The following is a 26,394-nucleotide window of genomic DNA, read 5'->3' as shown; positions in this document are numbered from 1 at the left end:
AGGGGAGCCCAGTCTGCCCGCTCCCGGGCGAGGTGCCTCAGCCCTCGCCGCTCCACTCGTTGGCGCGCGACTCCAGGGGGCCGCGCTGAGGGCGGACGACACAGAAGCGCTGGCCCGTCGGCGCTTCCATCACCCACCAACGCTTGATGAACTCCACCCGCTTCGCTCCGAGCGCCTCGAGCCGCTTCACCTCGGCCTCGAGGTCATCGGACTCGATGTCCAGGTGGATGCGGCCCGGGTGGTCCACCTTCTGCACGAGGACCATCGGCTCCTCGGCCTTCGCCGAGAAGCTCGCGGTAGTTGGGATCCTCGGGTGTATGCGGCACGACGGGCCTGCCGAGGGCCTTGCTCCAGAAGGCGGTGGCCGCTTCGATATCCTCGCTCTTGCAGTCAATGACGAAGGCCGCGAGCCGGCTGCGATGCATGAAGTCCTCCCAGGGGTTCAGGAAAGGACCGCATCATCCCCGATGACCCGCTCCGCCGTCCGGACGTTTCGCGCTCGGGCGGGGGCGGGTGTTGGCTGGGGTTCACGAGAACACGTTCACGTCGCCGTGGACGGGGAGCAGGGCCACGTCCTTGCCGCCCCGGTACGCATGCCGCGCGGGCACCGAGACGAGCTCCCACGTGGGGAGCACCACCGCCGTGAGCGAGCGGCCGTAGACGCACCCGGTGTCGATGCCCACCGCGTACTCGGTGACGAGCGGCCGGTCGAACACGGTGTGTCCGAAGATGACGCGCTCGGGCCCCTTCCAGTGGTGCGTCCAGAAGCGGTAGTTGGCCGGCGCTTTCGAGGGCCAGAAGCTCTTGCGCTCCGGGGGCCGCACGCACTGGGCATGCAGCAGGTGGTAGGAGTCCTGGTTCTCGAGGGGCTTGCCGGGCAGCACGCCCGCGTGGACCACGGCGGCGTTGTGCTCGGGCAGGCGGATGAAGTGGGGCAGGGTGGCGAAGTAGTCGAGGTGCTCGGGGCCGAGGACCTGCCGCGTCTCCAGGTGGTCCGGAACGAGGTCGGCGTCCTTGCGGCGGCGCTGCTGCAGGTGTTTCTCCTCGTGGTTGCCGAGGATGGACTCGTGCCGCATGGCCAGCTCGACGCACTCGCGGCGCTTGGGGCCGCGGTCGACCAGGTCACCCGTGAAGATGATCCGGTCACTCGAGGTGGCGCCCACCTTGTCGAGCAGCTCCAGGGCCTCGTCGTAGCACCCGTGGAGGTCTCCGATGACGATGGTACGGGACATGATGATGCTTCTTTCTAAAGGGTGGGCACCCGAGTGGAGAAGCCGGTTTGGCTGAATCCGGAGTTCAGTGCCGGCCGCCGGCGTCACCCCCATGGAGCGGGGGTGGGTGGAGTCGAACCACCAAGGCTTGTAGGGCCTCTCCGGCCGGGTGCCCGAAAATTCGTTTCGCCTCCAGGGACGTGGGGCCTCCCTCATTCCTGACGGGAGCGGGGCAGCTCGACGGTGAAGGTGGAGCCCTCGCCCGGGCGGCTCTCCACGCGGATGATGCCGCCCATGGCCTCCACGATGCTGCGGGTGATGTAGAGCCCCAGCCCCAGGCCCCCATAGTGACGGTCCGAGACGGCCCGCTCGAACTTGCCGAAGATGCGCTCCTGGGCCTCCGGCGAGATGCCGATGCCCTCGTCGCGCACCACCAGCCGTGCCCGGTCCCCTTCGCTCTCCACGCGGGCGTGGATGGGGCGGCCGGCGCCGTAGCGGATGGCGTTGGAGATGAGGTTGGTGAGGATCTGCTCCAGCCGCAGCCGGTCCCACCGGCCGGGCACGTGCGGTTCTCCCTCCACCCACAGCTTCGAGCCCACCCGGGCCGCCTCCGGCGCGAACCAGGCCACCACCTCGCCCAGCACCTCGCCCAGGTCCGTCTCGGCCGTCTCCAGTGTCAATCTCCCCTGGGTGATGCGGCTGACGTCGAACAGGGCGTTGATGAGCGTGGACAGCTTCCGCAGCTGGCGCCGGGCCATGTCCACGTGGCGCTGGAGCGACTCGGAGCGGGCATCCCCGGCGCAGCACCGGGGAATCTCACGCGACAGGGCGGAGAGCTTGAGGTGCAGAGGCGTGAGCGGCGTCTTCAGCTCATGCGAGGCCACCGAGAGGAACTCGTCGCGCACCCGCACCGCGAGCTGGGCCTCCCGGTACAGGCGTGCGTTGTCCACCGCGAGCGCGGCCCGGCGCCCCAGCTCCTCGGCCAGCCGTTGCTCCTCCGGGCCGTAGTGGCGGCTCGCGCGAGGCAGGCCCCCCCGGCAGTAGAAGAAGGACAGGGCTCCGAAGGTGCGGTCGCGGGCGTGCAAGGGGACGATCAGCGAGGAGGTGACTCCCGTGCCGCGCAGCAGCTCCAGGTGCCGGGCGTCGCTCGCGTACCCGACGAGCATCTCGTCGGTGAGCTCGGGCCGCAGCTCGGTGTGTCCGGTGCGGATGACGGCTCCCGGTCCGGAGGGATCCTCGAGCCGCAAGGGATGGTGGTGGGCCAGCTCCCGGGAGATCTCCTTGCGGATCGAATCCACATGGGCCACCTCCAGCCGGCGCAGGCTGCCGTCCGGCTCGAGCATGTCCAGCGTACAGCCATCCCCCAGGGCGGGCACGGCCCGCTGCACCACGTGGGCGAGCGTGGTCTCGTAGTCCAGCGAGCTGGCCAGCGTCTCGCTCACCGAGGCGAGGAAGCTCTGGCGGGTCTCGGCGCGCTTGAGCGCGGTGATGTCCATGAAGCTGGCCACCACCGCTTGCAACGCTCCCTGTGCATCGAAGATGGGCCCGGCATTGATGAGGATGACCCGCACGGAGCCATCGGGCCGGTCGTAGAGCAGCTCCTCCTGGGGCTGGGGCTTGCCGGTGGCCAGCACCCGGGCGATGGGATACTCCTCCGCCGCCAGGCGCCGCCCATCCGGATGGATGGCGTGGTACTGGGCGTAGTCCCGCACGCACGTGCACGCGATCATGGCGTGGCCCAGGATGTGCTCGGCCTGGGCGTTGAAGTTCAGGGTCCGCCCGGAGGGCGCCTCGGCGATGTGCACCGCGACGGGGAGTTGCTGGAGGATCGTCTCCAGGCGCTGGTGCTGGAACTCCAACTGCTCATGGAGCCGCTCCTGCTCCCGCTGCGCCCCCCGGAAGTCGGTGATGTCGAAGATGAAGCCCTCCAGCGCCTGCACCTGCTCGTCCGGCCCGAGGATGCCCACGCCGCGCTCCCACACCCAGCGTTCCTCCCCCGTGCGGGTGCGGATGCGGTAGGTCAGCGTGAAGGGTGAACGGACGGCGAGCGCCTCCTTTCTCTCCTGCTGGACGCGGAGGGAATCCTCGGGGTGGATCAACTCCGCCCACGTCACGCGCCGCTCCATGAGCTCCTCGGGGAGATAGCCGCTGAGGGCCAGGGCGGCCTGGCTGGCATAGCTCAGGGTCCACGGCTCCTGGGGGGCGCTGCGGTAGACCATCCCCGGCACGTTTCCCAGGAGGGTGCGCAGCATGCGCTCGCTTTCGCGCGCGGCCGCTTCGGCGTGCTCGGCCCGCTCGAGCGCCGCCCGCATCAGCGCCTGGCGCTGGTGCTGCTCGAGGTACATTCCCACCTTGAGGCGGAGGCTGTCCGGGGAGAGCGGCTCCAGGATGCAGTCCACCGTCCCCAGGGTGTAGCCACGCAGCAGGTCCGCCTCCTCACAGGAGCTCGCTCCGAGGAAGAGCACGGGGATGTAGGGGGCATGCGGGTGCGCGAGCAGGCGCCGGGCCGTTTCGATGCCCACGGCCCAGCTCCGCCGCGCGTCGACGACGATGCAGGCGAGTGACTCGTGGAGCAGGTCCCCCAGGTCCTCGCTCCAGGGGAACGCCTTGTGCACGGGATGCACCAGGGGCGCGAGGAGATCCTCCAATCCCGCCAGGTCCTCCCACTGCTCCCCCACGAGCAGCAGCGAGCTGGCCGTCTCCTCCGAGAGCTCCCCCGCTTCCGTCCGGCTTGCGCGCGAGAGCGGGTGGGGTTTGTGACTCCGGATGCGTTCCCCACATACCCCTGTCCTCCTTCCCGTTCCCGGGTCCATGCCAGGGGTTGTCATGGGACAACGTTGTACACACTCCGCGCCGTCCGCACTTCCTCCCGTCCGGTGTGAGTCCGGCCCGGGGGCCCAGGAGCCCCCGGCAGGTCTCCATGCGGGCGGGAGGGCCGCACCGCCGTGCAGCTAGCGCCGGGTCTCCGGGGGAGGGGAGCGGGGCAGCTCGACGGTGAAGGTGGAGCCCTGGCCCGGGCGGCTCTCCACCCGGATGGTGCCGCCCATGGCCTCCACGATGCTGTGGGTGATGTAGAGCCCCAGCCCCAGGCCCCCGGAGTGGCGCTCCGAGACGGCCCGCTCGAACTTGCCGAAGATGCGCTCCAGGGCCTCCGGCGGGATGCCGATGCCCTCGTCGCGCACCACCAGGCGCGCGTTCTCTCCCACCACCTCCACGCGGGCGTGGATGGGGCGGCCGGCACCGTAGCGGATGGCATTGGAGACGAGGTTGGTGACGACCTGCTCCAGCCGCAGCCGGTCCCACCAGCCGTGCACCTTCGGCGGGGCATCCACCCGGAAGCTCCGAGCCCGCGCGGGCCGCCTCGGGGGCGAACCAGGCCGCCACCTCCTCCAGCACCTCGCCCAGGTCCGTGTCCGCGGGCTCCAGCTTCAGCTTCCCGCGCGAGAGGCGGCTGACGTCCAGCAGCGCGTTGATGAGCGTGGACATCTTGTGCACCTGGCGTTTGGCCACCTCCACGTGGCGCTGGAGCCCCTGGGAGCGGGCATCCCCGGCGCAGCACCGCGGCAGCTCGCGCGACAGGGCGGTGAGCTTGAGGTGCAGGGGCGTGAGCGGCGTCTTCAGCTCGTGGGAGGCCACCGAGAGGAACTCGTCGCGTAGCTGCACCGCGAGCTGGGCCTCGCGGTAGAGCCGGGCGTTGTCCACCGCGAGCGCGGCCCGGCGCGCCAGATCCTCGGCCAGGAGCTGGTCCTCCGCGTCGTAGCGGCGCCTGGCGTCGCAGGAGAGGAAGGTGAGCGCTCCGAGCGTGCGGCCCCGGGCGCGCAGGGGCACCGTCAGCATGGCGGTGACGCCGGTCTTGCGCAGCAGCTCCAGGTGCCGGGCGTCCTTGGCGTACCGGACGAACTGCTCGTCGGAGAAGCTCTCCAGCAGCTCGGTCTTCCCGGTGCGGAAGACGGCCCCGGCCCCGGCCGGGTCATCGAGCTGCTGGGGGTAGCTCCGGGCCAGCTCCCACGCCAGCTCCGCCCGGGCCGGGTCCACGTGGGCCACCGCCAGCCGGCGCATGGGGCCCTCCGGCTCGGCCATGTCCAGCAGGCACCCCTCTCCGAGCTCCGGCACGGCCCGCTGCACCACGTGCGCCAGCGTGTCCTCGTAATCGAGCGAGCTGGCCAGGGTCTCGCTCACCGAGGAGAGGAAGGCCTGGTGGCGCTCCGCGCGTTTGAAGGCGGTGATGTTTCCCATCAGGGTGTGCAGCATGCGCTCGCTCTCGCGCGTGGCCGCCTCGGCCTTCTCCGCCCGCTCGAGCGCCGCCCGCAGCATCTGTTCCCGCCGTTTCAGCTCGAGGAACATCCCCACCTTGGCGCGCAGGACCTCCGGGGGAAAGGGCGCGAGGAGGCAGTCCACCGTCCCCAGCCCGTAGCCGCGCAACAGGTCCGCCTCCTCGCAGGCGCTGTCCCCGAGGAGGAGCAGGGGGATGTGGCGGGAGCGCTCGTGGCCGCGCAGCCGCTGGGCCGTCTCGAAGCCCACGGACCAACCCGGGCGCGCGTCCACGAGGATGCAGGCCACGTCCTCCTCGAGCAGGGCGGCGAGCTCCTCGCTCCAGGGAGCGGCCTCGCGCACGGGCTGGCCGAGGGGCGCCAGCATGGCCTCGAGGTCCGCCAGGTCCGAGCCCGGCGCTCCCACCACCAGCAGGGGGGTGATGGGAGGAGGCGTGGCATCACGGGGCCGGTCGGGAACGGGTGGGGGTTCGGCTTCAGGCTGGGTTCCCCACATCCCCTGTCCTCCTCCCCCTTGCCGGGCTTTCAAGGGGTGACATCTGGGCAACCCCCAGGGCGTCCCCCGTCGTTCCGGGCCGCCTGGCACCCGGGGCGAAGCCCGCCCGGCCGCGGGCCGGAAGCCGGAAAACCGGCCGGAAAATGGGCCGGAAAATCCCCGCCGTCAGGAATCTCGACGCGGTTCCGTCGCTGTCCTCCAGTACCCCTCGTGTGCCTGCTGTCGGACATTCGGGGGCCGTGTCATCGGGAGACCGCCTTCGGATGCCGTCGTGCTACCTTGACCCGCCGTTTCACCGAACCCCACCCTGCCCAGGTGGGAGGCTCGTGCCTCCTGGCGGCGTTCCGAGGACCTTCCGGTGTTCGACGATCTCACGGATGACGAACTGTTCGCAGAGGTGCTCCAGCGCCGCGCCGGAGGCGAGGCCGTGGGGGCGCCGCTTGGTGCGCTGTGTGAGCGCTGGGCCCGTCCGGCCCGTTACGTCATCTCCAAGATTCAGGCCAGCTATGGCCGTGGCTCTCCGGCGGACGCGGACGAGCTCTATCAGGACGCCGTCGGCAAGTTCCTCGACCGCGGCCTGGAGCAGTTCCGGGGAGTGTCCGAGCAGATGCCCGGACGCAGCGCGTCTCCCAAGACGTTCTTCCTGCGCATCGTCAAGCACGTGGCCATCGACTTCTACCGGCGCCAGCGCGAGGACCTCGCGCCCGCGTCGTCGGACCCCGATGAGGCCATGGAGGAGCCGGCCTCCGAGGTCGCTCGCGCGGTGGAGCTGTCCCGCCGCGGCGAGGAGCGCTCCGAGGCCCAGGAGCTCTACTGGCGTGCCTTCGAGCGCCTGCAGCAGGAGCACCCCAAGGAAGCTGGTGCGTGGGAGCTGTACCACCACCAGGACGTAGAGGACCACGAGGAATGCGCCAGGCGCCTGAACATCAGCGTGGTCAACTCGTACAAGCGCGTCAGCCGCGCACAAGCCTACCTACGGCTCTATCTGCTCGACCTCCAACAGGAGGGCGGGCACGAGTGAGCCCCACGTACCCGGAGGAGGGTACTCGCATGGTCGTCGACGCACTCTCTCGTTATCAAGCCCGGCGTGAGCAGCTCGTCCGGGGTGGCGGTTCCAACGGCGATTCGCTCGAGGCGATTGGAGACATCCTCCGGCGCGCCGAGCGGTTGGGCCGAGAGGGCGTCGAGCAGGCCCTGCGGGGGTTGTCCCGCGCGGACATCGACGGTTGGCTCCGGGCGCAGAAGCCCGAGGCACTTCAGCCGGCGCTGCTGCGGGCCGCGGAGGAAGCCGCCGAGGCCGCGCTGGGAGAAGAGGGCGAGGAAGCCGAGGTGTGGCGCACGTCCTCGCTGGACGGACTTGCCGCGCGTGACCGGGCCGAGTCCGCCGCGCGTGCCATCGGCGAGTGGGAATCACTTCATGGAGCGCTCGACGGAGACGCGGCGGCGCGCTTGAAGTCATTTCGCGAGGGCCTGGGACGTCTGGACACCATGCTCCGCCCCAAGGCCCGCTGGTTCATACCGCTCAACCCACAGCGCAGAGCAGAGCGCGACATTCTCGATACGGCCGAGCGGACCCGGGCCTGGTGGTTCACGGACCGGGCGGATTGTGACGACTTCCTGGCCGCGCTGAGCACCCGGCCCGAGCGGTCGAGTCCCCATCTGCAAAGCTGTTCCGATTGCCGCGCGGACCTGACGAATAGCGAGACGGTCGAAGTTCCCCCCAAGCGGCACCTGAGCGCGGATGATTTGTGGCGCTTCGACATGGGGATGATGTCGGCCACGGAGTTGAAGTGGGTGGATGCGCATACGGAGAAATGCATCGAGTGTGCACAGGCCATCTGGGCGTTGGAGGAGGGGGACGAGGCCATCGAGAAGGCGCTGGACGAGCAGTTCGCCCCCGCGGCCCGCACCGCGCGCACCGCCGAGTCCACCGCGCGCAGGCCTGGAGCGGCGCGCCACCCCGAGCAGCGTGAAGTGCTGGAGGAGCGGCGGGAGTTCCGCGTGGTGCTCGTGAGAGAGCGTCAGCGGGCCCGGCTCCTGGTTCAACCCCTCGCGGGGCGTGCCGTGACGGCGGCCGTCTTCCTGGCTCCCGGCAAGCCCTCGCTCAAGCCTCAGCAAGGCCCCGAAGGTCTCCAGTTCGATCTGGGCACCGGGGGCGGTCGCACCGCCCACCTGATGGTGCGGGTGGGCAACAGCGAGATCTTCGAGCGCGACTTCTCCTTCTAGGTCCGCACGCCCTACCGGCCGAGCTGCTGCAGCTCTCCCGACGGAGCCACGCTGGCCTCGATGGGGCGCTCAGTCCGTTCGTTCCCTCGGGTGCTCGTTCCGGGCATGATCTTCGGCCAATGCCGAGGAGCCGAGAGAAACAGGAGACGCACAAGCCCGGTGATGGAGCCCGTGGAGCGTCTCCTCTCCTGATTCGTTCCAAGAGGATCTCACGTGGAGGGAGGGCATGGCTACCAGTCGTGCTCCTGCTGGCCATGGCCTGCGCCACGGATGACGGGCGGCGTGTCCGCAACGAACTCACGGAGGACATATCGCTGGCGGCATCTTGCGAGGCCGCCAACACACCGCGGGTCTTTCTGGATGACGGCCAGGGTCGCCTCTTCGCCCTGCCTCCGCTGCCGCGCCATGCGACTGTAGAGGTGTCTCAAGCCCGGTTCGAGCTGGCCATGGCCGGACTGGCTGCTGGATTGTCCCCGCCCCTGCGTCCTCTGCTGCCCAGGTTGACGCTCTCCTGGGCACCTCCTCTCTCCAGCGGCGAGCAGGCCGCTCTCATCAGGGAGTATCGGAACTGGTGCACCCGCCGTCCCGGCGACTGTCTTCCCTGGGCCGAGGAGGGGCTCTCCCTGGAGCCTGACGAGAAGGTGGACATGGCCCTGTCCTTCGCCGTGGACGGAGTGTGGGCCGGAGCCCATGCCACCGTGCAGGACTTCGTGGACCCTGCGCAGCTCTACACCGCGGTCATCTCCTCCCTGTCGATGTATCTCACGCTCCTGCTACTGCCCGAGCCCGTCTCGAAAGTCATCGCGATCACCCTCACCGCTTGGATGGTGGCGTATCTGGGGACGGATACCGTCAAGAGCCTGCTTGGAGGCTGGCGGCAGATGCGGGCTGTGGCGCTCCGGGCACACTCCTTCGCTCAGCTTCGCGCAGCCGGCGAGCACTTTGGTTCGCTGATCGGGGCACAGACGGCGCGCGTGCTCGTCATGCTGACCACCATGGCGCTTGGTTCCACGAGCCACGCCGCCATGAGGGGGCCGCCGGGGCCAGGCTTGCCTGCGCTTGGCGAATTGAAAGCCGGAGCCAGCCTCCTGGTCCTCCTCCGGGCGCGAGCGATAGCGCTCTCCGAGGCCGGCATCATCGCGTCCTTCGCTCCCAATGCATTGGCCATGGTGTCCACGGGTGATGGTGGTGGTGCTCGCCACGAGGATGAGGCTTCCCCGGCCTCTCCTGTCTCGGACAAGTACCGGATCCAATCCGTCGAGTCCTGGCGCAAGCCCCAGTTCACCGAGGATGGAAGGATCGTGCCCTACAAGGGGTCGAGGAGCCCTCCCGAGCCCATCACTAACCTGGGCCGCAATCGCGCCGGGCAGACCGTCACCGACGGGCAGAGGACCATTCGCTTCGACGAGAACGGCTTCCCCGCGTTCAAGACGAAATTCGAAACCCTTCTGGACGCCATCCACATCGGCAGTCGCTCGCGGCCCGGGCACTACAGAGCCGCGAACCAGAAGCTTCTCCAGGCAATCGAGGCTGATCCTTCCCTGGCACGGGAGCTGGGCCTTTCCCGGAGCAGTATCGAGGCTCTGCGGACTTCCGCCCGGGCTCCGGACGGCTACGCCTGGCATCACCACCAGGACGTCGGCAGGATGCAACTCGTGCCGGACGGAGACCATCTGCTGGCCAATTCCCATACGGGAGGGATGGCCATCTGGGGTGGAGGCCGGTGACCATGGCGATTCGCTGGAAGCCTTACCTTCGAGATGAGTCTCACCCCATCGACGCCGACAGGCTCCAGCCTGTCGAGCAGGCCTGGGGAGTCCGGCTCCCTGACGCGTACAAGCAGCTCGTCTGCTGCTACCAGGGCATGGCCCCTGAGCCTTGTGTCTTCGATGTCGACGGAGCCGAGGATGTCTTCAACGACCTCCTGACCATCACTCCCATCGAGGGGAGGGAATCGTACTCGGTCATGCGGGTCCACGAAGTGCTCGCGCCCCATCTCCCGCCAGGAATCTTCCCATTCGGGAGAACCCCCGGCGGCGAGTATCTGTGCTTCGATTTCAGGGACGCTCCTGACTCGCCGAGGGTCGTTCTCGTGACCAGCGATCTGTCCATCTACCCCGTCGCGAACAGCTTTCAGGAGTTCCTGGAGGGGCTTCACGACGGATGAAGGCCGTTCCAGGTCCGCCCTACCGGCCGAGCTCCTGCAGTTCTCCCGACGGAGCCACGCGCACACCCTGGGGCGCGGCCTGGGCCAGGGCGACCATGGCCCGTGCGACGGTGCGGGCCTCGATGGGGCGGCTGGCCAGCGGGCGCAGCAACGGCGCGAGCACGCGCGAGGCGATGATGGCGGCGCGCTCGCCCGGGCGGCTCTCGGCACGCTCTCCCAGCAGCAGTGACGGCTGGAGGATGACGAGCGATTCGAAGCCCATGGCCTTCAGGGCCTCCTCCGTCTCGCCCTTCACTCGGTTGTAGAAGACGCGCGAGCGCGCATCCGAGCCGAGCGCCGTCACCACGAGGAAGCGCTGCACACCCGCCTTCTTCGCGGCGCTCGCGAAGGCCAGCACGGCGTCATGATCCACGGCGCGGAAGGCCTCCTGGCTGCCGGCCTTCTTGATGGTGGTGCCCAGGCAGCAGAAGGCCTCCTGGGCGGGCGGCAGGGCCTCGCCGCCGAGCCGGGCGAAGTCCACGGTGTGCTGCACGAGCTTCGGGTGCTGCCGGGGCAGCGGGCGGCGGCCCAGCGAGTGCACTTCCCGGTACTGCGGCGCCTCGAGCAGCGCGTCGAGGAGGAAGCCTCCGACGAGCCCGCTCGCGCCAGCCACGAGCGCGGTGCGTGTTTGCGTGTCCATGCGCGGGATGCTCAGCACAACCCGCGTGCTGGCGCCAGGGGGGACGCTGGCCTATCGCATCGGCTGGGAGAGCCGATCCACGGGCGCCCGGGGAGGGATGACGCCGCCGCGCTGGGCGGAGACCGGGCGGAAGTCATTGGTGAGGAAGGCGAGCACCAGGGGCAGTGGCGGCGGGCTCTTGCTGAGCGCCAGGCCGCACACGTCGAGGTAGTCACTCACGTAGATGCCTCCGGCGTCCCGGTAGCGGATGCAGCGCCCGTCGTCGCGGGGACGCTCGTCCTCGCGCACCAGGTCGCGCGAGTGGATGCCCCTCTTCATGACGAGCTTCTCGGCGCCCAGCTCGATGAACACCTGATCCGGACCCCACTGGCCCTGGATGACGGTGGAGGGCCCGCCCGTCTTGATGGTGACGTTGACCTCCAGGTTGCCCAGGGTGCCCTTCACCCGGTTGCCGTCCACGAGCGTGAGCACTTGGGAGCGGTTGTCCTTCCAGGAGCCGTCCGGCTGCGGCAGGGAGCGGTACACGGGCGAGTCCACCTTCTCCGCGCTGAACCAGACATCCCCGATGCGGCCAGCGGGCAGGCGCTGGGGCCGCTCGGCGATGAGGTTGGTGACGGGCACCGAGGCGTCCACCGGCTCGAAGCGCACGGCGCCCATCCACGCCTTGCCCGTGCCGCTGAGCATCAGCCCGGCCATGATGGCCTTGGCCTCCTGGGGCACGTCCAGCACCACCTCGTAGCGCTTGCACTGCGTGGTGCCCACCAGCGCGCGCGACTGCATGTTGTCGAAGGCGAGCGGCTCCTTGGGGTCCTCGCCCTCCACCCGCATCCACAGGCCGGCCCAGCCCCGCACGTTCTCGGTGCGCACCACCGCGGAGAAGCGCAGCCGCTTGCCCCGGAAGGTCTGCGCGCCAAAGGCTTGCATGAAGGTGCCGTAGCCCGAGGGAACCGCGTGCAGCGAGCGCAGGTACGCGCTGCGGTTGCCCTCGCACGGGCTCTCCGTGTCCAGGCCCGCCTCGTAGAGCTTGGGAGTGCTCTCGGTGACGAACCACCCCGGGGGCAGGGTCTTCTTGCCCTCGGCGGCCGAGGCGGAGCCCCCCAGGGCGAGCGCCGCCACCCACAGGAGCGTCAGGATCTGCTTCATCCGGTCGGTCATGGCGGTGCCTTTCACAGCGAATAGGGCCCGGCGGCGCTCAGCGCGTCCGGTGGGATTCCCGAGTGGCCCTCGTAGCGGGGCACTTCGCCCACACCCTGGGGGTACTGCACCAGCAGCCCGCGCGCCAGCGCCTCCGAGGCGCACGTCTCCTGGCTCGTCAGATCCGGGCAGGCGACCAGCCGCTCGGGGACTTCCGGCAGTTCCAGCGGCAGCGCCATCACGGGGAAGTCCTCGTCCTGGATGGGCGGCTGCACGGCCTGCTCGGGGCGGAGGACGAGGAGCGTCACCGCCGCCGCGGCCGCCATCATCACCCCCACGGCGGCGGAGGCGGACACCCGGGGCCGGTTCCACCGGGCCGGGCGGATGATTTTCGCCTCGCTCCGAGCCTCCTGCGCGGGGGCCTGGGCCACCTCGCGCAGCTGCTCCTCCAGCAGGGCCTCGCGCTGGAGGAGGAGGGCGCAGGGCGAGCAGGCGAGGGTGTGGGCCTCGAGGGCCGCCGCGGCTCCTGGCTCCATCGCGCCCAGCACGTACTGCTCGGCGTCGGCCGGATGGATGTGCGGCTGGTTCATGATGCTTCCTCCTCGAGGACGCCCCGCAGCTTCTTGCGGACCTCGCACAAGATTTGACGGACGCGCTGCACGGACAAGCCGGCGCGCGCGGCCACTTCGGCGTGCGGCAGCTCCTGGCCGTCGCACGCCAGTTGAAAGACACGCTGGGCGCTCGTCGAGCACTCGCGCAGGGCCGCCTGGGCCCGGGACAGCTGTTCCTCGGACAGCAGGCGCCGCTCGGCGGACACCGAGGGGTCCACCGGGTGGTGGGCCTCGGGCAGCTCCTCCACGGGTCCGGCGAGGGACTCGCGGCGGGCGCGGCGCGCCTCGTCGGCGGCGAGGAAGGCCGCCTGGGTGAGGGCGAGGTTGGGCAGGCGCAGCTCGGTGAGCAACCCCTTCTGTTGCTGCTGGATGAGGCGCGCCCACGTCTCCTGGGCGAGCTCATGCGCCCGGTCCACCCGGACTCCCCGGGCCAGCAGCGAGACCACGATCCGGTGGTGGTAGCGGGAGATGAGGACGTTCCAGGCGGCACGGTCTCCGTCCAGGGCGCGTCTCGCGAGCCCGGCCTCGTCCTCCAGCGCACTCCCCCCCGGTCGCGCGCTGTCCTCCGGCTGTCGCACCACGCTCCGAATCGGTTGCACCAAGGCCACACCCATCGTGTCTTCCCGAGCTTCCACGGGCCCGCCGGGGTCTCGCTGCTGCCCGGTGCCTGGGAAACGTCCCGTGTCGGAGGACATATCGGAGGGGGGTGGCGGAAGGCGTCAGTTGACGGCCGGGCTCTCGCCCGAGGCCCACTTCATCTGGGAAATCTTGACCACCCCCTGGCAGCGGGCACACACCTGCCCCTTCTCGTCGTACATCCGGGCGGAGGCGAAGAGGGTGGAGGTGCCGACGCTGTCGATGATGGCCTCGGCGCGCACGGTGTTGCCCCGGAGGGGCCGCTCGAAGCTGACGGAGAGCTGCATGGTGGCGCAGCGGCGGGAGGGATCCACCAGGGCGGGGGTGCAGCCGATGGCGTAGTCGAACATGGCGGAGATGATGCCGCCGTTGATGGCCGCGGTGCCCAGGCCCCCCCGGTGCTCGGGACGGACCTCGGGGAGGGTGATGACGGCCTTTTCACCCTGGGGGAAGCTCAACCGTACACCCAGCAGACGCATGGTCTGACTCTGGTTGAACTGTTCGGCGTAGCGATCGAGCTGCTCCTGGGTGGGACGGGTGCCGGCTTCGGACATGGCGTGGACTCTACTGGTAGAAAGGCGTCCATGCCTCGCCTGTCGCGACTGCTCGTCCTTGTCCTGCTGGCCGTCTCGGGATGCACGTGCGGGACTTCCGAGCCGGAGCCCGTCCAGGCCGCCGTGGTTCCGGACGCGGGGGCGCCGGACGCCTCCACTCCGGGTGTGGCTCCGCCTCCGCCGGAGGCACGCTACGCGAAGAAGTGGCTGGTCATCGTTCATTCCTCGTCCATGCCGGGGGAGGGGAGCGGGGTGCTGGAGGCGCTGCGGCGGACGGGGCTGGCCGCGGAGCCGCTGCGGCTGTCCACCAACGCCTTCAAGGATTTGCGGCCGTGCCTGGAGGTGGTGGTGGCCAAGGTGTTCGGGACGAGGGCGGAGGCGGAGGGCTTCCGCGAGCAGCTCTCCCAGGCGGGGGTGGTGGCGTACGTGAAGAACGCCGGGCCGCTGGCGCCCGAGCGCGAGCGCAAGGACGCCACCTGCCGAGCCGGGGCCGAGGCCGAAGCCGCCCGGGCCGGGGCCCTGAGCCGGCGGACGGTGCCGCGTTTCGTGGAGTCGCACGCCGGGCGCACCTTCATGTTGTTGGGCGAGGGGACGACGAGTGTCGTGCTCGAGCCGGTGGACGTGCGCCGGAGCGTGTGGATGGCCCCGGCCGGGGAGGACCCCACGGGCCTGTTCGTGAAGGGCGACACGGTGGACCTCTACGGCGCGGCCGGGCTCGTCCATGCGGGCTGCACGGTGAAGGGGTTCGCGTGGATCAACCGGGGCGTGCCGCACTTCGGCTACTTCCAGCAGGAGCCCCCTCCCGAGGCACCGGGCTGTGGCCGGCCCTGGGCCTTCGCCGAGCTGGACTGCGAGGTGGCGCCGGACGCGCTGGCGTTCGCCCTGCCCGCGGGCACGAAGGCGCCGGTGTTCTTCGCGGCCGGTGAGGGGCCCCCCGCGGAGGTGCTGGCGGCCCAGGAGGAAGCGCTCCGGCGCTCCGCGCGCTTCTCCGCGTTGCGTGCCGAGGGCGCCATCCAGGCGGAGCAGGTGCAGGAGCGGCTGCGCCAGGAGGTGAAGTCGTTCCGCTATGCCTCCGGGAGCACGCACGCCGTCTTCACGGTGGCGCGCTTCCGCACGGGCGAGGGCAACTCGTTGTGCGGGGGCGACTACGACCAGCAGGTCACCCGGGCCGTGGTGCTGGGGCCGGGCGGCGGGGAGCGCGGCCTCCCGCTCGAGAACCTGGCGGGAGAGGACGTGGTGGGGGTGCTGGACCTGGAGGGAGACGGGAAGGTGGAGCTGCTCGTGCAGGAGTCCTGGCCCGCGCAGGCGGTGCGGCTGCTGCACGAGGACGGCTCCGAGCTGGCCGGGGCGGTGGTGGCGAACTGCGACTGCGGGTGTTGAAGGGCCTCGGGGAGGCTCCCTCGCAGGGCAGGCATGGGGGCCCCGGCGTGGAACGTCCTTCCAGTCGGACGGAAACTCGTTAGAAGCAAGGTTTGCCTCTAGAAAAGCACCTTGCCTTGAACGCCGACGAACTCCTCAAAGACCTGAACGAGCCCCAGAAGGAAGCAGTCCTCCACGGGGATGGTCCGCTCCTCGTCCTGTCGGGCGCGGGCAGCGGCAAGACGCGCGTCATCACCCGCCGGGTGGCGCACCTAGTGCGGGTACGTAACGTACCCCACTGGCGGATCTTGGCTGTTACCTTCACCAACAAGGCTGCACGCGAGATGAGGGAGCGGCTTAACCAGCTCCTCATTCCTGAGGCCTTCGATATGGCAGTGGGTACCTTCCACGGCATTGCAGCCAAGATGCTGCGGCGAGTGATGAAGGACCTGACCATGGCTGGGTCGCTACCCGACGAGCTGAAGGGGCTGTCGTCCTCATTCGTCATCTACGACGACGGAGACCAGCTCCAGCTCATCAAACGCGCCATGCGCGAGGCGGCTGTGGAGCCCCTCATGCAGCCACGGGAAATTCTCCATCGCATCGATCAGGAGAAGAACTCAGCCCGTCTTCCAGACGACATGAAGGTGGACTCGGAGGATCTGCGCGGGATGGTGGTGCAGAAGACCTACCGGGCCTACCAGCGGCTTTTGCGTGCGGCCAATGCGGTGGATTTTGGCGACCTGCTCCTGCTGCTAGTCACCCTCCTGCGTAAGCATTCGGGCGTATTGGACCTGTACCAGCGGCGCTTTCAGCACGTCTTGGTAGACGAGTTCCAGGACACCAACCCCGTGCAGTACGAAATGCTGCGCCTGCTGGCCCCGCCGGAACGGCGTCCCAACCTGGTGGTGGTGGGCGATGACGACCAGTCCATCTACCGCTGGCGCGGCGCGAGTGTGGACAACATCATCGGTTTCCCGGAGGCGTACGCGGGCGCGCGGGTGGTGAAGCTGGAGCAGAACTACCGCTCGGACCAGACCATCCTTGACGCGGCCCATGCGGTTATCTCGCAGAACAGGCGGCGCATGCCGAAGAAGCTGTGGAGCGATCGGCCCAAGGGCGAGAACCTCCAGTTGATGATGAACCGGGACGAGCGCGCCGAGGCCCAGGACGTGGCGCGCCGCATCCACGAGCTGCAGCGCGAGGGCTTCATCAAGTACTCGGGGATGGCGGTCTTCTACCGCACGAACGCGCAGAGCCGCGTGGTGGAAGAGGGGCTGCGGCTGGCGCGGGTGCCGTACACGCTGGTGAGCGGGCGCAGCTTCTACGACCGGGCCGAGGTGCGGGACGCGGCGGCCTACCTGCGGCTGATGGTGAATCCGCGCTCGGACGCGGATCTGCTGCGCATCATCAACACGCCGGCGCGAGGCATTGGCGACACGACGGTGGAGCGGCTGCAGGACTGGGCCAACCAGGCGGGAGTGAGCCTGTACGAGGCCACGGCGGCGCCCGAGCGGATTCCGGGGCTCAACACGGCGGCGGTGAGGCGGCTGACGGGGTTCCACGCGGTGGTGTCCTCGCTGCATGCGTGCGCGCAGGAGGCGAAGGACGCGGCGAGCGCGGTGGACCAGATGTTGAAGGAGTCGCTGCTGGTGGAGTCGCTCGTCACGGAGGGAAGTGACGAGTCGCTGACGCGCGCGGAGAACCTGCGCGAGTTCCTGGGCGCGGCGCAGGAGTTCGACCTGAACCGGGCGGCGGCGGCGGTGGCGGCGGCGGTGGCCGGGGACGACGAGGAGGGGGAGGAGACCCCACCGGTCGCGCCGGAGGAGGAGGGGCTGGACTCGTCGCCGCTGACGGCGGACGTGCCGGCGCTCAACGCCTTCCTGGAGCAGATCAGCCTGGTGGGCGAGGCGGACGCGGACGTAGGGGAGGGCCGGGTGGCGCTGATGACGCTGCACGCGGCGAAGGGGCTCGAGTTCGACGCGGTGTTCATCACGGGGATGGAGGACGGAGTCTTCCCGCACTCGCGCTCGCTGGCGGCGGATGACCCGGACGGGGAGGAGATGGCCGAGGAGCGGCGGCTCTGCTACGTGGGCTTCACGCGGGCGCGGAAGCGGCTGTTCGTGAGCCTGGCGCAGTGCCGCTCGCTGTTCGGCGAGCTGCGCTACAACCCGCCTTCGCGCTTCCTGCGGGAGGTGCCGCAGTCGCTCTTCGGCTTCGCGGAGCAGGAGCTGGAGACACCGGCGCCGAAGTCGTCACCGATGATGACGCGCAAGCGGAACTGGGCGGAGGAGGACGACGGGCCGCGCATCGACCGTTCCTATTCGCAGGCATCGGACATGGACGGCATCAGCGGGGACGTGCGGGGGATGCGGGTGCGCCACGAGCAGTTCGGGATGGGGAAGATCATCTCGACGGACGGCAGCGGACCCAACGCGAAGGTGACGGTGGAGTTCGGTGGGGGAGTGGGCCTCAAGCGCGTCATCGCCCGCTTCCTGATGCCGGGCTGAGCAGCCCAAGCCTCACTGCGCCCGAACCCTGCCCCAATTTCCCCCAACATCCCCTCTCCCTTCGGGAGAGGGACGGGGTGAGGGTATCCGGCCCTCGGGTTGGCTCACCTGCGGAGCCGTGAATCAATCGAGGAACCGGCGCTCCCACCGCCGTGTGTCCTCCATGCTCTGGACGGTATGGAGCTGCGGCTCATGGTAGAGCCAGGGCTCCAGCACGCGCGCCAGTTCCCGATAGGCGGGGAGGACATTTCCCTGCTCGGTGTCCCCTGCCTCGGGCCAGGGACCCAGGCAGACAACGGCCCTGTCCCCCTCCATCTCCTGGACGGTGGTTTCCGGATGGCGCAACTGGGCGCGCAGTCCGGACACACCGCCCAACTCTCCCAGCACGGGTTGTCCGAGGAAGGTGAGCCAGGAGGGGCCCCGCACCTGGGTGCCGATGTGTAACGAGACCCAGCTCATGTCGGGAACATCCATGCCCGGGTAGCGGAAGCGCAGCTTGGGAGTGTCCCCCTGCATATGTTCCAGCTTGGTAGCGCAGTTGAGGGAGAGCCCCGCGTAGCCAGTGCAGAATGGCAGGGGCGAGGCCAACTCCATCGCGAGCTCGCGTACCCGCTCAGGGCCATGCCCCTCGAGGTATTCGGTAGGTAGCCAGAAGGAGATTGCGGAGACCGCGCCCGGTTTGTTCTTGAGGGATGGACCTTCCAGGAACCTGCCGCGGTAGATGACCCGATAGCTTTGCTGGTTGTTCCCCGCCCCCGAAAGGTCAACCATGGCCATACGAGGGTGTTGCATGGTGCCATGGACGCGTACCCAGCCAGCACCATCGAGGGATTGATGATCACCATCTTCGTCTGCGTACAACGTGAGTGCGGAGGGGCCAACTGCACGGAGGTACGCCTCGAGCGAGCGATGCACACCTTGCGAGATTTTCGCGTGGGAATGGCGCATGAAGAACGTCAGCGCCAGTCCATCTCTGACCAGCAGGTACCCGTTCTCGGCATGGATTCGTATCCGAGGAGGGTTCTCAACCATAGACAACTCCAAGCCGGGGGATGATTCGCGCCACAAGAAAGGCAATGAAATTCTGGTACATCTCTCCTTGGCTGAACCCCGCGAACGGATGTCCATCGGGGTATTGAGTCCACTCAGGTATCGAGTCGGAGCTCACACAGGGAAACTTGAAGTCATAGACGGCGAGTGCATTGAGCGGGTCGCCCTGGTGGATGACCACATCGGGCTTCAGCGTCCCCTTCAACTCTCCGCCATTTCCGGACTCTTCGAGCGCTTGCTCCTCTTGGGCGCTGACCAGTTCCTTCTCCCCTGTTTCCATGTCAGGGCGATAGCGCTGTTCCAAGCTGAACCCTCCTGGCCTCATCTTGCCCAGTGCTTCTTCGGCGCAGTTCCGGGCGACTTCATGCATCTCGATACCGAGCCGCATGGCCCACGTGATTCGCCTCCCCCTGGGCTTTGTTTCCTGCTTGCACTCGCTTGCGTCAGGAGCAGGGCCTTTGAACTGCTTCGGATACCGGAGGAGAACTTCCGAACGCGCCAGTTCGGCGCATTTCTTGGGCTCCTCCTCGATGGATTTCATTACCGTCGTGTCGAGCACCACCTTCAGCACGGCTGTGGTGGACGCCATCTCCTTGCCGTAAAGCGCGACGCATGCGGAGGGGCTGTTGCGACAGGTGGCCGACGGGGAGTCGATGCCAACAGGCGCGTTGCTGTAGCCGTAGTATCCCCGTGTGCTGCCGGGCGCGGTGGTGACACACGCGCATTGCGCCACGAGCACGGCCAGCGCCAACACGTTCAGGCCAACGAGACGGGTGAACACGCAGCACCTCGTAGTTCAAAACGCGGGCTTCATCCCCGCCCAGGTGTAGACGCCTACACTCGGTGTAGGTGAAAATGACACCCCAGGTGTAGACGTCTACACCTGAAGCCCACCTCGGCTCGTCGTGAGGAAATCCGCTCCGGGACGCCGGACTCACGGCTTCGGCGGCTGGAGCCGCCACGAGAGCACCCGTCCATCCTGTCCCAGCACGAAGAGCTGGTCCCCGAGCACCACGGGCCGGGTGAGCAGCGGCGTATCCAGCCGCAGGGTGAACACGGGCGGCCCCTCGCGGGGCTTGAGCGCGAGCAACCAGCCCTGGCTGTCGCGGGTGGGCACCAACAACCACTCGTGGAACCCGGCCACCTGCGTCACCAGGGGCGCGGGCAGGGCCAGCCGGAAGGACTCCCGCCCGTCCTGGGGCGACAGGGCCAGCAGCAGCTTGTCCTCGGTGCCCACCCACACCTGACCCTGGACGAGGCTCGGGGGGCTCGAGAGCGCGGAGGCGGGGGTCTGCCGCCAGCGCACCTGTCCGTCGGCGAGCCCGAGCGCGAGCACCTCGCCCTTCTGGGTGGAGACGTACAGCACCTCCCCCTGGGCCTCCATTCCGAGCACCCGGGCCAGGGGCCGTCGCCAGCGCACGGTGCCGTCCTGGGGGGACAGTGCGAACAGCCCCGCGTCCCCGAGCACCACCACCAGGAGTCCCTTGGCGAGCACCGGGGGGGGCTGGGGCCGGGTGGCCTCGGGACGGGGGACGCCCGTGGGGAGGGCCCGGCGCCAACGCAGCTCCCCCGAGTCCGCGGCGAGGGCCCGCACCGCCCCATCCGGGGCCACGACGTAGACGAAGCCCTCATCCGAGACGAGCGGGGTGAGCACGGGTGGCTGCCCGGTGAGGCGCCAGCGCTCCGAGCCATCGGCGAGCGCGAGGCTGACGAGAGTCCCGCCAACCGTTCCCACGATGACACTGTCTCCCGAGACCGTGGGGCGCGCGGCGACCTCGCGGCCCAGCTCCACCCGCCAGACGGGCTCCCCTTGGGGGTCCAGCCGCAGGAACCGGCCGGCCTCGTTGCCCATCAGGACGCCGTTTTCCAGGGGTAGCAGCCCCACGCGAGAGGGCGCGTCCGAGGAGAAGGTGAAGAGCGGGTGGGTGGGCTGCCGGCAGGCGGCCATCAGCACCGCCATGGCGAGCGGTAAGACGAGGCGCTGATAGAGGGGTGGCGGCATGGTTGAGGGAGGATCTTCAGGACCCTAGGATGGTTGGCAAGGAAGGAACCTGACATGGCTTCGATTCGCGACGACGAGCTCCCCAGCTCGACTGGTATTCCCTCATCCGCCCGCCGGGCCGATTGGGCCCCGCCCCCGGCCATCCCCGTCACCATGGAGCTGCTCCACGCGCTCCCCAAGACGGACCTGCACTGCCACCTCGATGGCTCCATGCGGCTCAAGACGATCCTCGAGCTGGCCGAGCAGCAGAAGGTGAAGCTGCCCGCGGACTCCGAGGACACCCTGGCCAAGGCCATCCACATGGGCGAGGTGTGCAAGAACCTCGAGGACTACCTGGTGGCCTTCGACGTGACGCTCTCGGTGCTGCAGACGGCCGAGGCCCTCTACCGCTCGGCCTATGAGCTGGCGGTGGACGCGGCGGCCGAGAACGTGCGCTACCTCGAGGTGCGCTACTCCCCGGCCCTGCACCTGCAGAAGGGCCTGAAGATGACCACCGTCATCGACTCGGTGCTCGAGGGACTGCGCGTGGCCAAGCGCGAGACGGGCATCAAGTACGGCGTCATCATCTGCGGCATCCGCCACATCAACCCGCAGACGTCCATGCGGCTGGCGGAGCTGTCGGTGGCCTACAAGAACCGGGGCGTCATCGGCTTCGACCTGGCGGGCGCCGAGGCGAACTTCCCGGCCAAGGACCACAAGGACGCCTTCCAGCTCATCCTCAAGAACAACGTGAACTGCACGGCGCACGCGGGCGAGGCCTTCGGGCCCGAGTCCATCTCCCAGGCCATCCACTACCTGGGCGCGCACCGCATCGGCCACGGCACGCGGCTGCGCGAGGATGGGGATCTGCTCAACTACGTGAACGATCACCGCATCCCCCTGGAGGTGTGCCCCACCTCCAACGTGCAGACGGGCGCGGTGCCGAGCCTGGAGGCGCACCCGCTCAAGTTCTACTTCGACTACGGCCTGCGCGTGACGATCAACACCGACAACCGCCTCATCACCGACACCACGGTGACGAAGGAGCTGTGGGTGGCGCACAAGGAGCTGGGGCTGGCGCTGGAGGACCTGACCACCATCCTCGTCTCCGGCTTCAAGAGCGCCTTCCTGCCGTTCCGCGAGAAGCAGGACCTGTTGCGCCAGGTGAACCAGGAGATCGCCCAGACGCTGGCGGCCTTCGAGAAGCGGCCGCACGCGGTGAAGCAGCCGGCCTGAGCCGGGAGGGAACGTGACGGGCACGGCCCTCAACGTGGATGGGGGGCTGTCTCCGGCGGTATAGCCGCGAGGCCGGTGGGCGCGTGCGCCTCGGCCTCCAGCACCGGGAGGGTGAAGCGGAACGTGGAGCCGTGGCCCACCTCGCTCTCCACCCAGATGCGGCCGCCGTGGCGCTCGACGATGTCGCGGCAGATGTAGAGGCCGAGGCCCAGCCCGCCGAAGCCGGAGATGGGGGCGTTGCGTGCCCGGAAGAAGCGCTCGAAGAGGTGGGCCTTCTGGTCCGGTGGGATGCCGATGCCCGAGTCCGACACCGAGACGAGGGCCTGGGCCCCCTCCTGCTCCACGTGCACGCGGATGGTGCCGCCCGTGGGGCTGTACTTGAGGGCGTTCTCCAGCAGGTTCACCAGCACCTGTGCGAGCCGGCTCCTGTCTCCCTCGATGAGGAGCGGCTCGCCGGGCTCCTCGTACTCGAGCGTGTGCTGGGGGCTGACGGTGCGCAGGTCCGCCAGCACCTCGTGGGTGAGCTCCCGGAGTGACACGGGCTCGTGCCGCAGCTCCAGCCGTCCCGCCTGGATGCGCGAGGTGTCCAGCAGGTCATTGATGAGCCCGGAGAGCCGCGCCACCTGGGCGAGCGCCTTCTCCGCGTGCTGGGCCGGGACGGGCTGTCCGGACGCCATCCGGTGTTTCAGCACCTGCAGGTGCAGCTTGAGCGGGGTGAGCGGCGTCTTCAGCTCGTGGGAGGCGATGGACAGGAAGTCGTCCCTCACGCGGATGGCCTCCTGGGCCTCGCGCAGCAGCCGCTCGCTCTCCGCCTGGGCGCGGCGCTCCACCGTCACGTCCCGGTAGCTCCAGACGCGGCCGACGATGGTGTCTCCCACCCGCTGGGGGCGCGAGTAGCGCTCGAGGATGCGCCCGTCCCGGAGCTCCAGGACGTCGATTCCCTCCTGCTCGGGGGATGCGAGCAGTTGCTGGGTCCGCAGGTGTATCTGCTCCGCGTTCTCCATCTGCGGGCGCATGTGCTCACTCAGCGCCTTGCCATCCCGGCCTTCCAGCAGGGCGGCGGGGATGTTCCAGAGCTCCTGGAACCGCCCGTTGAAGGCGGTGACACGCCAGTCCGGGGTCATGACGATGACGCCATCCGCGGTCGAGTCCAGGGTGGCGCGCAGCAGCGAGACGGTCTGCTCCAGGTCCTCCCGGGCCCGGCGCTGCGCGGTGATGTCCACCATGATGCCCCGGAGCTGGCGGGGGATGCCGCCCTCGGAGACGACGGTGACGATGTCGCGCAGCCACACGCTGCTCCCGTCGGCCGCCACCATCCGGTACTCGAACTCGTGGGCCCTGCACTCCATGGCGGACTTCAGGCAGTAGGCGGAGGCCCAGTCCCGGTCGTCGGGGTAGATGTGCTTCAGCCAGAAGTCCGGCTCCTGCATCCATTGTTGGACGGGGTAGCCCAGGAGGCGCTCGGCCTGCTTGCTGACGAAGGTGAAGCGGAAGCTCGCGTCGGTCTCCCAGAACGATGCCGTCGATGGCGTCGATGAGCTCCTCGTGCAGGCGCTGGGTGCGGCTGAGCTCCCGGGCCACCTCGTCGAGGTCCGAGACGTCGGTGGCGACCCCGAGGGCCGCGACGATGGTGCCCTGGGCATCCCTCACGGGCCCCACCTGGCAGCGCCAGGCGCGCCCGCAGGTGGCGAAGTCGAAGCCCACCGTCTCCCCGGTGAGCGCCCGGCGGTGGGCCGAGGCCCAGCCCCGTGGATCCGCGGCGCGTGCCGCGGCGCACAGCATGGCCTCGGCGCCGTGTCCGTGCTGGGTCGGGCTGCACCAGGTGATGGACAGGTCTCCCCCCACCATCCAGGCGGGGCCGGGCAGTCCGTCCAGCGTCTCGCGCGGCTCCTCCGGGGGGGGCTCCCCTTGGGGAGGGGTGGGCCCGGCCAGCTTCAGGCAGAGACAGGACACCGGAGTCTGTTCCAGGCCCTGCGCGCTTCCGGCCGCGCGCTCCAGCCACTCGGGCCGCGGCGAGGGCGAGAGGACGCGGACGGTGCCGACGAGCTCTCCGGCCCCATCCGGCGAGGGCTCGATCGCGTTCAGCTCGACTGCCAGGCAGACGAGCCGTCCCTCGGCGGAGACCGCGCGCACCTCGACGGTCCGGGTCTTCTCCGTCCTGGCCACCTCGCCCCAGGTCTCCAGCAACCGGTCGAGATCTTCCGGGTGCACGAGCTGGGAGAGGAAGCCCCGCGTCCTCCACGCCTCGAGGGGATGGCCGAGGGCGTGGAGCAGGGCGGGGCTCACCCAGCGGAATCGCGGTGGGAGGCCTCCCCCTATCCAGAGCAGCGGTGAGGGGCTCGCCAGACCGGGTATGTCCAGCCGCTCCGCACTCCTCTGTGTGTGGGCCATGGCGCTCCCTTTCCCTTGCCAGCCAGCGTAGCGCGAGTGCCCCCCGGCCGCGGTACAGGGGGCCCTCGGAAATCAACACGGGTGGAGTCCCGGGGAATCTCGGCCCCCTCGGAGACCACCCTGTCAGGCGCGGGCGGTGCGTCCGTCCCTGGGGCAGCGGGCGCTCCGGCGTCCACGGCCGCGGCTGCTGACCCGAGGTCTCGAATCCATTCGCACACGTCCCCCGTGCCCTTCCGGGCGCGGGCCAGATTCCGAGAAGGTCATGCAGCCGAAACTGAACCGGCTCCTGCGGGCACTCGCCCGTGAGGGGCTCGATGTGACGTACGACGGTCGTGTCTACACCGTGCGCCTCCAGGGCGATTCCAACGCGCCGCCCGCCGAGGTGCTCCTCCCACCCGAACTGCCCGTGGAGGGCAAGGCCTTCCAGCAGCTCGCCGCGCTCGCCGCGCTGAAGCACCCGGGCGGTGGCCGCGTGAAGCGTGTGCGCGCCACGCCGGACTTCCACCCGGGGGACTCCGGGGTGGCCATCGGCTCGGTGGTGCACACGGAGGGCCTGGTGGTGCCCGCCGCGGTGGGCACCGACATCAACTGCGGCATGCGCCTGCACGTCGCGGAGCTCCCCGTGGAGACCTTCCTCGCCCGGCGGGACGCCTTCGTCGAGCGGATGAAGGGCCACTACTTCTTCGGCACGCGGGACGTGGCGGTGGGCTCGCGCGCGGTGGAGGCGCTGCTGCGCGACGGCCTGCCCGGCTGGCTCCTGGAGACGAGGGAGGCGCCGCTGGGCCTGGTGGCCCGGGCGGACCTGGCGCAGCTCGGCCGGGAGTCGGCGCGGGTGTACCTGGGCGGGGCGTTGGAGGGAGACCCGGCGTGGGCGCCCACGGGGCTGCGCCGGGAGGGCGTGGTGCGAGACCCGGGGCTGGCCACCATCGGCGGGGGCAACCACTTCGTCGAGGTGCAGCGGGTGGAGGCGGTGGTGGACCGGGCGCGGGCGTGGGAGTGGGGTGTGCGCGAGGGACAGCTCGCGTTCATGATCCACTCGGGCTCGCGGGACATGGGCCTGCACGTGGGGAACACGTGGCGGGAGCGGGTGAGGGCGGCCTGGCCGGTGGGGACGCCGCTGCCGGAGAGCGGAATCCTGCCGCTGGTGGAGCCGGAGCAGGTGCGCGAGTACCTGCGGGCCGAGGCGACGGCGGCCAACTACGCCTTCCTCAACCGGCTGCTGCTGGCGGAGCTGCTGCGGCAGACGCTGCGGGAGCTGTTCGGGGACGTGGAGGCGCCGCTCGTCTACGACGTGCCGCACAACCTCACCCTGCCGTGGGAGGGCGGGTGGCTGGCGCGCAAGGGGGCGTGTCCGGCGGAGGCGGAGCAGCCGGTCATCATCCCCGGCTCCATGGGGGCGGCATCCTACCTGATGGTGGGGCAGGGGAACGCGGAGGCGCTGGCGTCGGCGTCGCATGGGGCGGGGCGGGCGCGCTCGCGCTTCTCCATGGCGCGGGGAGGGGCGGACCGGCGCGAGGAGGCGCTGGGCCTCACGGGGGTGGACTGCATCACCCTCCGGGCCGAGCGCCGCATCGAGGAGGCGCCGGCGGCCTACAAGCCCATTGGCCCGGTGGTGGCCTCGCAGGTGGAGGCGGGCATCGTCCGGGAGGTGGCGCGGATGGCCCCGCTGATGACCTTCAAGGCCTGAGAAACCCCTGATTCTCCAGGGGGGAGCGTCAATTCCCTGGCGCTCCTCCCCGCCACCGGATGGAATCGGCCGGCGAAGGGGAATCACACACATGGACCACATTCCAGAGAACCCGCCGGGAGTGCCGGACAGGGCGATACGGGAGGCCGTGAGCATCCCGGCCTACCTGCTGATGGGAACGGGGGCCCTGGTCGC

Annotated in this window: 21 protein-coding genes and 1 pseudogene; 8 read left to right on the top strand and 14 right to left on the bottom strand. The window is 69.6% G+C overall.

Annotated elements, in window-relative coordinates; all coding sequences use genetic code 11:
- Positions 1–37 precede the first annotated feature (37 nt).
- The 5 genes and pseudogenes from ACN28I_RS18265 to ACN28I_RS18245 all read right to left on the bottom strand — a co-directional run.
- On the bottom strand, positions 38–265 hold the full coding sequence (locus ACN28I_RS18265) for a VOC family protein (protein ID WP_420943271.1): 228 nt from the start codon (positions 263–265) through the stop codon (positions 38–40).
- 262 nt (positions 266–527) lie between these two features.
- Positions 528–1,232: a metallophosphoesterase gene (locus ACN28I_RS18260; RefSeq protein ID WP_420943270.1), complete on the bottom strand. Its 705-nt coding sequence runs from the start codon at positions 1,230–1,232 to the stop codon at positions 528–530.
- A 191-nt stretch (positions 1,233–1,423) separates the two neighbouring features.
- The gene (locus ACN28I_RS18255; RefSeq protein ID WP_420943269.1) at positions 1,424–3,826 is read right to left on the bottom strand and encodes an ATP-binding protein; all 2,403 of its coding nucleotides are present in this window, start codon (positions 3,824–3,826) and stop codon (positions 1,424–1,426) included.
- A gap of 336 nt (positions 3,827–4,162) precedes the next feature.
- Positions 4,163–4,525 (bottom strand): sensor histidine kinase, encoded by a 363-nt coding sequence (locus ACN28I_RS18250; protein WP_420948661.1) that lies wholly within the window; start codon positions 4,523–4,525, stop codon positions 4,163–4,165.
- 136 nt (positions 4,526–4,661) lie between these two features.
- Positions 4,662–5,447, bottom strand: a pseudogene (locus ACN28I_RS18245) (GAF domain-containing protein); the annotation flags it as partial.
- An 889-nt stretch (positions 5,448–6,336) separates the two neighbouring features.
- Here ACN28I_RS18245 and ACN28I_RS18240 point away from each other — a divergent pair.
- The 4 genes from ACN28I_RS18240 to ACN28I_RS18225 all read left to right on the top strand — a co-directional run bounded on the left by ACN28I_RS18240 (position 6,337) and on the right by ACN28I_RS18225 (position 10,371).
- Positions 6,337–6,999: an RNA polymerase sigma factor gene (locus tag ACN28I_RS18240; RefSeq protein WP_420943268.1), complete on the top strand. Its 663-nt coding sequence runs from the start codon at positions 6,337–6,339 to the stop codon at positions 6,997–6,999.
- A gap of 29 nt (positions 7,000–7,028) precedes the next feature.
- A complete protein-coding gene (locus ACN28I_RS18235; protein ID WP_420943267.1) occupies positions 7,029–8,204 on the top strand; it encodes a hypothetical protein in 1,176 nt (391 codons plus the stop codon).
- A 239-nt stretch (positions 8,205–8,443) separates the two neighbouring features.
- Positions 8,444–9,931: an HNH endonuclease gene (locus ACN28I_RS18230; RefSeq protein ID WP_420943266.1), complete on the top strand. Its 1,488-nt coding sequence runs from the start codon at positions 8,444–8,446 to the stop codon at positions 9,929–9,931.
- Between the two features lie 2 nt (positions 9,932–9,933).
- A complete protein-coding gene (locus ACN28I_RS18225; protein WP_420943265.1) occupies positions 9,934–10,371 on the top strand; it encodes an SMI1/KNR4 family protein in 438 nt (145 codons plus the stop codon).
- 19 nt (positions 10,372–10,390) lie between these two features.
- Here the strand turns inward: ACN28I_RS18225 and ACN28I_RS18220 are convergent, their stop codons facing one another.
- The 5 genes from ACN28I_RS18220 to ACN28I_RS18200 all read right to left on the bottom strand — a co-directional run bounded on the left by ACN28I_RS18220 (position 10,391) and on the right by ACN28I_RS18200 (position 13,985).
- Positions 10,391–11,050 carry an oxidoreductase gene (locus tag ACN28I_RS18220; protein WP_420943264.1) on the bottom strand — a complete coding sequence of 220 codons (660 nt, stop codon included), beginning with the start codon at positions 11,048–11,050 and terminating at the stop codon, positions 10,391–10,393.
- 51 nt (positions 11,051–11,101) lie between these two features.
- Positions 11,102–12,205: an AraC family transcriptional regulator gene (locus ACN28I_RS18215; RefSeq protein WP_420943263.1), complete on the bottom strand. Its 1,104-nt coding sequence runs from the start codon at positions 12,203–12,205 to the stop codon at positions 11,102–11,104.
- 11 nt (positions 12,206–12,216) lie between these two features.
- Positions 12,217–12,774: a hypothetical protein gene (locus ACN28I_RS18210; protein ID WP_420943262.1), complete on the bottom strand. Its 558-nt coding sequence runs from the start codon at positions 12,772–12,774 to the stop codon at positions 12,217–12,219.
- Complete coding sequence (locus ACN28I_RS18205) at positions 12,771–13,376, bottom strand: RNA polymerase sigma factor (RefSeq protein WP_420943261.1); 606 nt, start codon at positions 13,374–13,376, stop codon at positions 12,771–12,773. Before ACN28I_RS18205 ends, ACN28I_RS18210 begins: the two co-directional genes overlap by 4 nt.
- Before the next feature lie 138 nt (positions 13,377–13,514).
- Entirely contained in the window at positions 13,515–13,985 is a 471-nt protein-coding gene (locus ACN28I_RS18200) for a PaaI family thioesterase (protein ID WP_420943260.1), read from the bottom strand.
- A gap of 30 nt (positions 13,986–14,015) precedes the next feature.
- Between ACN28I_RS18200 and ACN28I_RS18195 the strand changes: the two genes are divergently transcribed.
- Positions 14,016–15,365 (top strand): hypothetical protein, encoded by a 1,350-nt coding sequence (locus ACN28I_RS18195; RefSeq protein WP_420943259.1) that lies wholly within the window; start codon positions 14,016–14,018, stop codon positions 15,363–15,365.
- A gap of 116 nt (positions 15,366–15,481) precedes the next feature.
- On the top strand, positions 15,482–17,854 hold the full coding sequence (locus ACN28I_RS18190; RefSeq protein ID WP_420943258.1) for an ATP-dependent helicase: 2,373 nt from the start codon (positions 15,482–15,484) through the stop codon (positions 17,852–17,854).
- A gap of 123 nt (positions 17,855–17,977) precedes the next feature.
- Here ACN28I_RS18190 and ACN28I_RS18185 read toward each other — a convergent pair whose 3' ends face one another.
- From ACN28I_RS18185 to ACN28I_RS18175, 3 genes are all read right to left on the bottom strand, one after another.
- Positions 17,978–18,886: a DUF3396 domain-containing protein gene (locus ACN28I_RS18185; protein ID WP_420943257.1), complete on the bottom strand. Its 909-nt coding sequence runs from the start codon at positions 18,884–18,886 to the stop codon at positions 17,978–17,980.
- Positions 18,879–19,685: a hypothetical protein gene (locus ACN28I_RS18180; RefSeq protein ID WP_420943256.1), complete on the bottom strand. Its 807-nt coding sequence runs from the start codon at positions 19,683–19,685 to the stop codon at positions 18,879–18,881. The genes ACN28I_RS18185 and ACN28I_RS18180 overlap by 8 nt, the downstream gene beginning before the upstream one ends.
- A 153-nt stretch (positions 19,686–19,838) precedes the next feature.
- The gene (locus ACN28I_RS18175; RefSeq protein ID WP_420943255.1) at positions 19,839–20,906 is read right to left on the bottom strand and encodes a PQQ-binding-like beta-propeller repeat protein; all 1,068 of its coding nucleotides are present in this window, start codon (positions 20,904–20,906) and stop codon (positions 19,839–19,841) included.
- 54 nt (positions 20,907–20,960) lie between these two features.
- Between ACN28I_RS18175 and add the strand changes: the two genes are divergently transcribed.
- The gene (add, locus tag ACN28I_RS18170; RefSeq protein ID WP_420943254.1) at positions 20,961–22,121 is read left to right on the top strand and encodes an adenosine deaminase; all 1,161 of its coding nucleotides are present in this window, start codon (positions 20,961–20,963) and stop codon (positions 22,119–22,121) included.
- 29 nt (positions 22,122–22,150) lie between these two features.
- Here the strand turns inward: add and ACN28I_RS18165 are convergent, their stop codons facing one another.
- Entirely contained in the window at positions 22,151–23,764 is a 1,614-nt protein-coding gene (locus ACN28I_RS18165; RefSeq protein ID WP_420943253.1) for an ATP-binding protein, read from the bottom strand.
- A 1,010-nt stretch (positions 23,765–24,774) separates the two neighbouring features.
- Between ACN28I_RS18165 and ACN28I_RS18160 the strand changes: the two genes are divergently transcribed.
- A complete protein-coding gene (locus tag ACN28I_RS18160) occupies positions 24,775–26,199 on the top strand; it encodes an RtcB family protein (RefSeq protein WP_420943252.1) in 1,425 nt (474 codons plus the stop codon).
- Positions 26,200–26,394 lie beyond the last annotated feature (195 nt).

The organism is Archangium gephyra, from assembly GCF_049060025.1.
Lineage (GTDB): Bacteria > Myxococcota > Myxococcia > Myxococcales > Myxococcaceae > Archangium > Archangium gephyra_A.
Note: the sequence above shows the minus strand (reverse complement) of the source record. Positions and strands in the feature narration are given on the sequence as shown.

Coding starts and splice junctions, on each gene's coding strand:
- ACN28I_RS18265 (WP_420943271.1), bottom strand. CDS start 265: ATGGTCCTCGTGCAGAAGGTGGACCACCCGGGCCGCATCCACCTGGAC.
- ACN28I_RS18260 (WP_420943270.1), bottom strand. CDS start 1,232: ATGTCCCGTACCATCGTCATCGGAGACCTCCACGGGTGCTACGACGAG.
- ACN28I_RS18165 (WP_420943253.1), bottom strand. CDS start 23,764: ATGCCCAGGGCACCATCGTCGCGGCCCTCGGGGTCGCCACCGACGTCT.
- add (WP_420943254.1), top strand. CDS start 20,961: ATGGCTTCGATTCGCGACGACGAGCTCCCCAGCTCGACTGGTATTCCC.
- ACN28I_RS18175 (WP_420943255.1), bottom strand. CDS start 20,906: ATGCCGCCACCCCTCTATCAGCGCCTCGTCTTACCGCTCGCCATGGCG.
- ACN28I_RS18225 (WP_420943265.1), top strand. CDS start 9,934: ATGGCGATTCGCTGGAAGCCTTACCTTCGAGATGAGTCTCACCCCATC.
- ACN28I_RS18235 (WP_420943267.1), top strand. CDS start 7,029: ATGGTCGTCGACGCACTCTCTCGTTATCAAGCCCGGCGTGAGCAGCTC.
- ACN28I_RS18200 (WP_420943260.1), bottom strand. CDS start 13,985: ATGTCCGAAGCCGGCACCCGTCCCACCCAGGAGCAGCTCGATCGCTAC.
- ACN28I_RS18220 (WP_420943264.1), bottom strand. CDS start 11,050: ATGGACACGCAAACACGCACCGCGCTCGTGGCTGGCGCGAGCGGGCTC.
- ACN28I_RS18210 (WP_420943262.1), bottom strand. CDS start 12,774: ATGAACCAGCCGCACATCCATCCGGCCGACGCCGAGCAGTACGTGCTG.
- ACN28I_RS18160 (WP_420943252.1), top strand. CDS start 24,775: ATGCAGCCGAAACTGAACCGGCTCCTGCGGGCACTCGCCCGTGAGGGG.
- ACN28I_RS18215 (WP_420943263.1), bottom strand. CDS start 12,205: ATGACCGACCGGATGAAGCAGATCCTGACGCTCCTGTGGGTGGCGGCG.
- ACN28I_RS18195 (WP_420943259.1), top strand. CDS start 14,016: ATGCCTCGCCTGTCGCGACTGCTCGTCCTTGTCCTGCTGGCCGTCTCG.
- ACN28I_RS18185 (WP_420943257.1), bottom strand. CDS start 18,886: ATGGTTGAGAACCCTCCTCGGATACGAATCCATGCCGAGAACGGGTAC.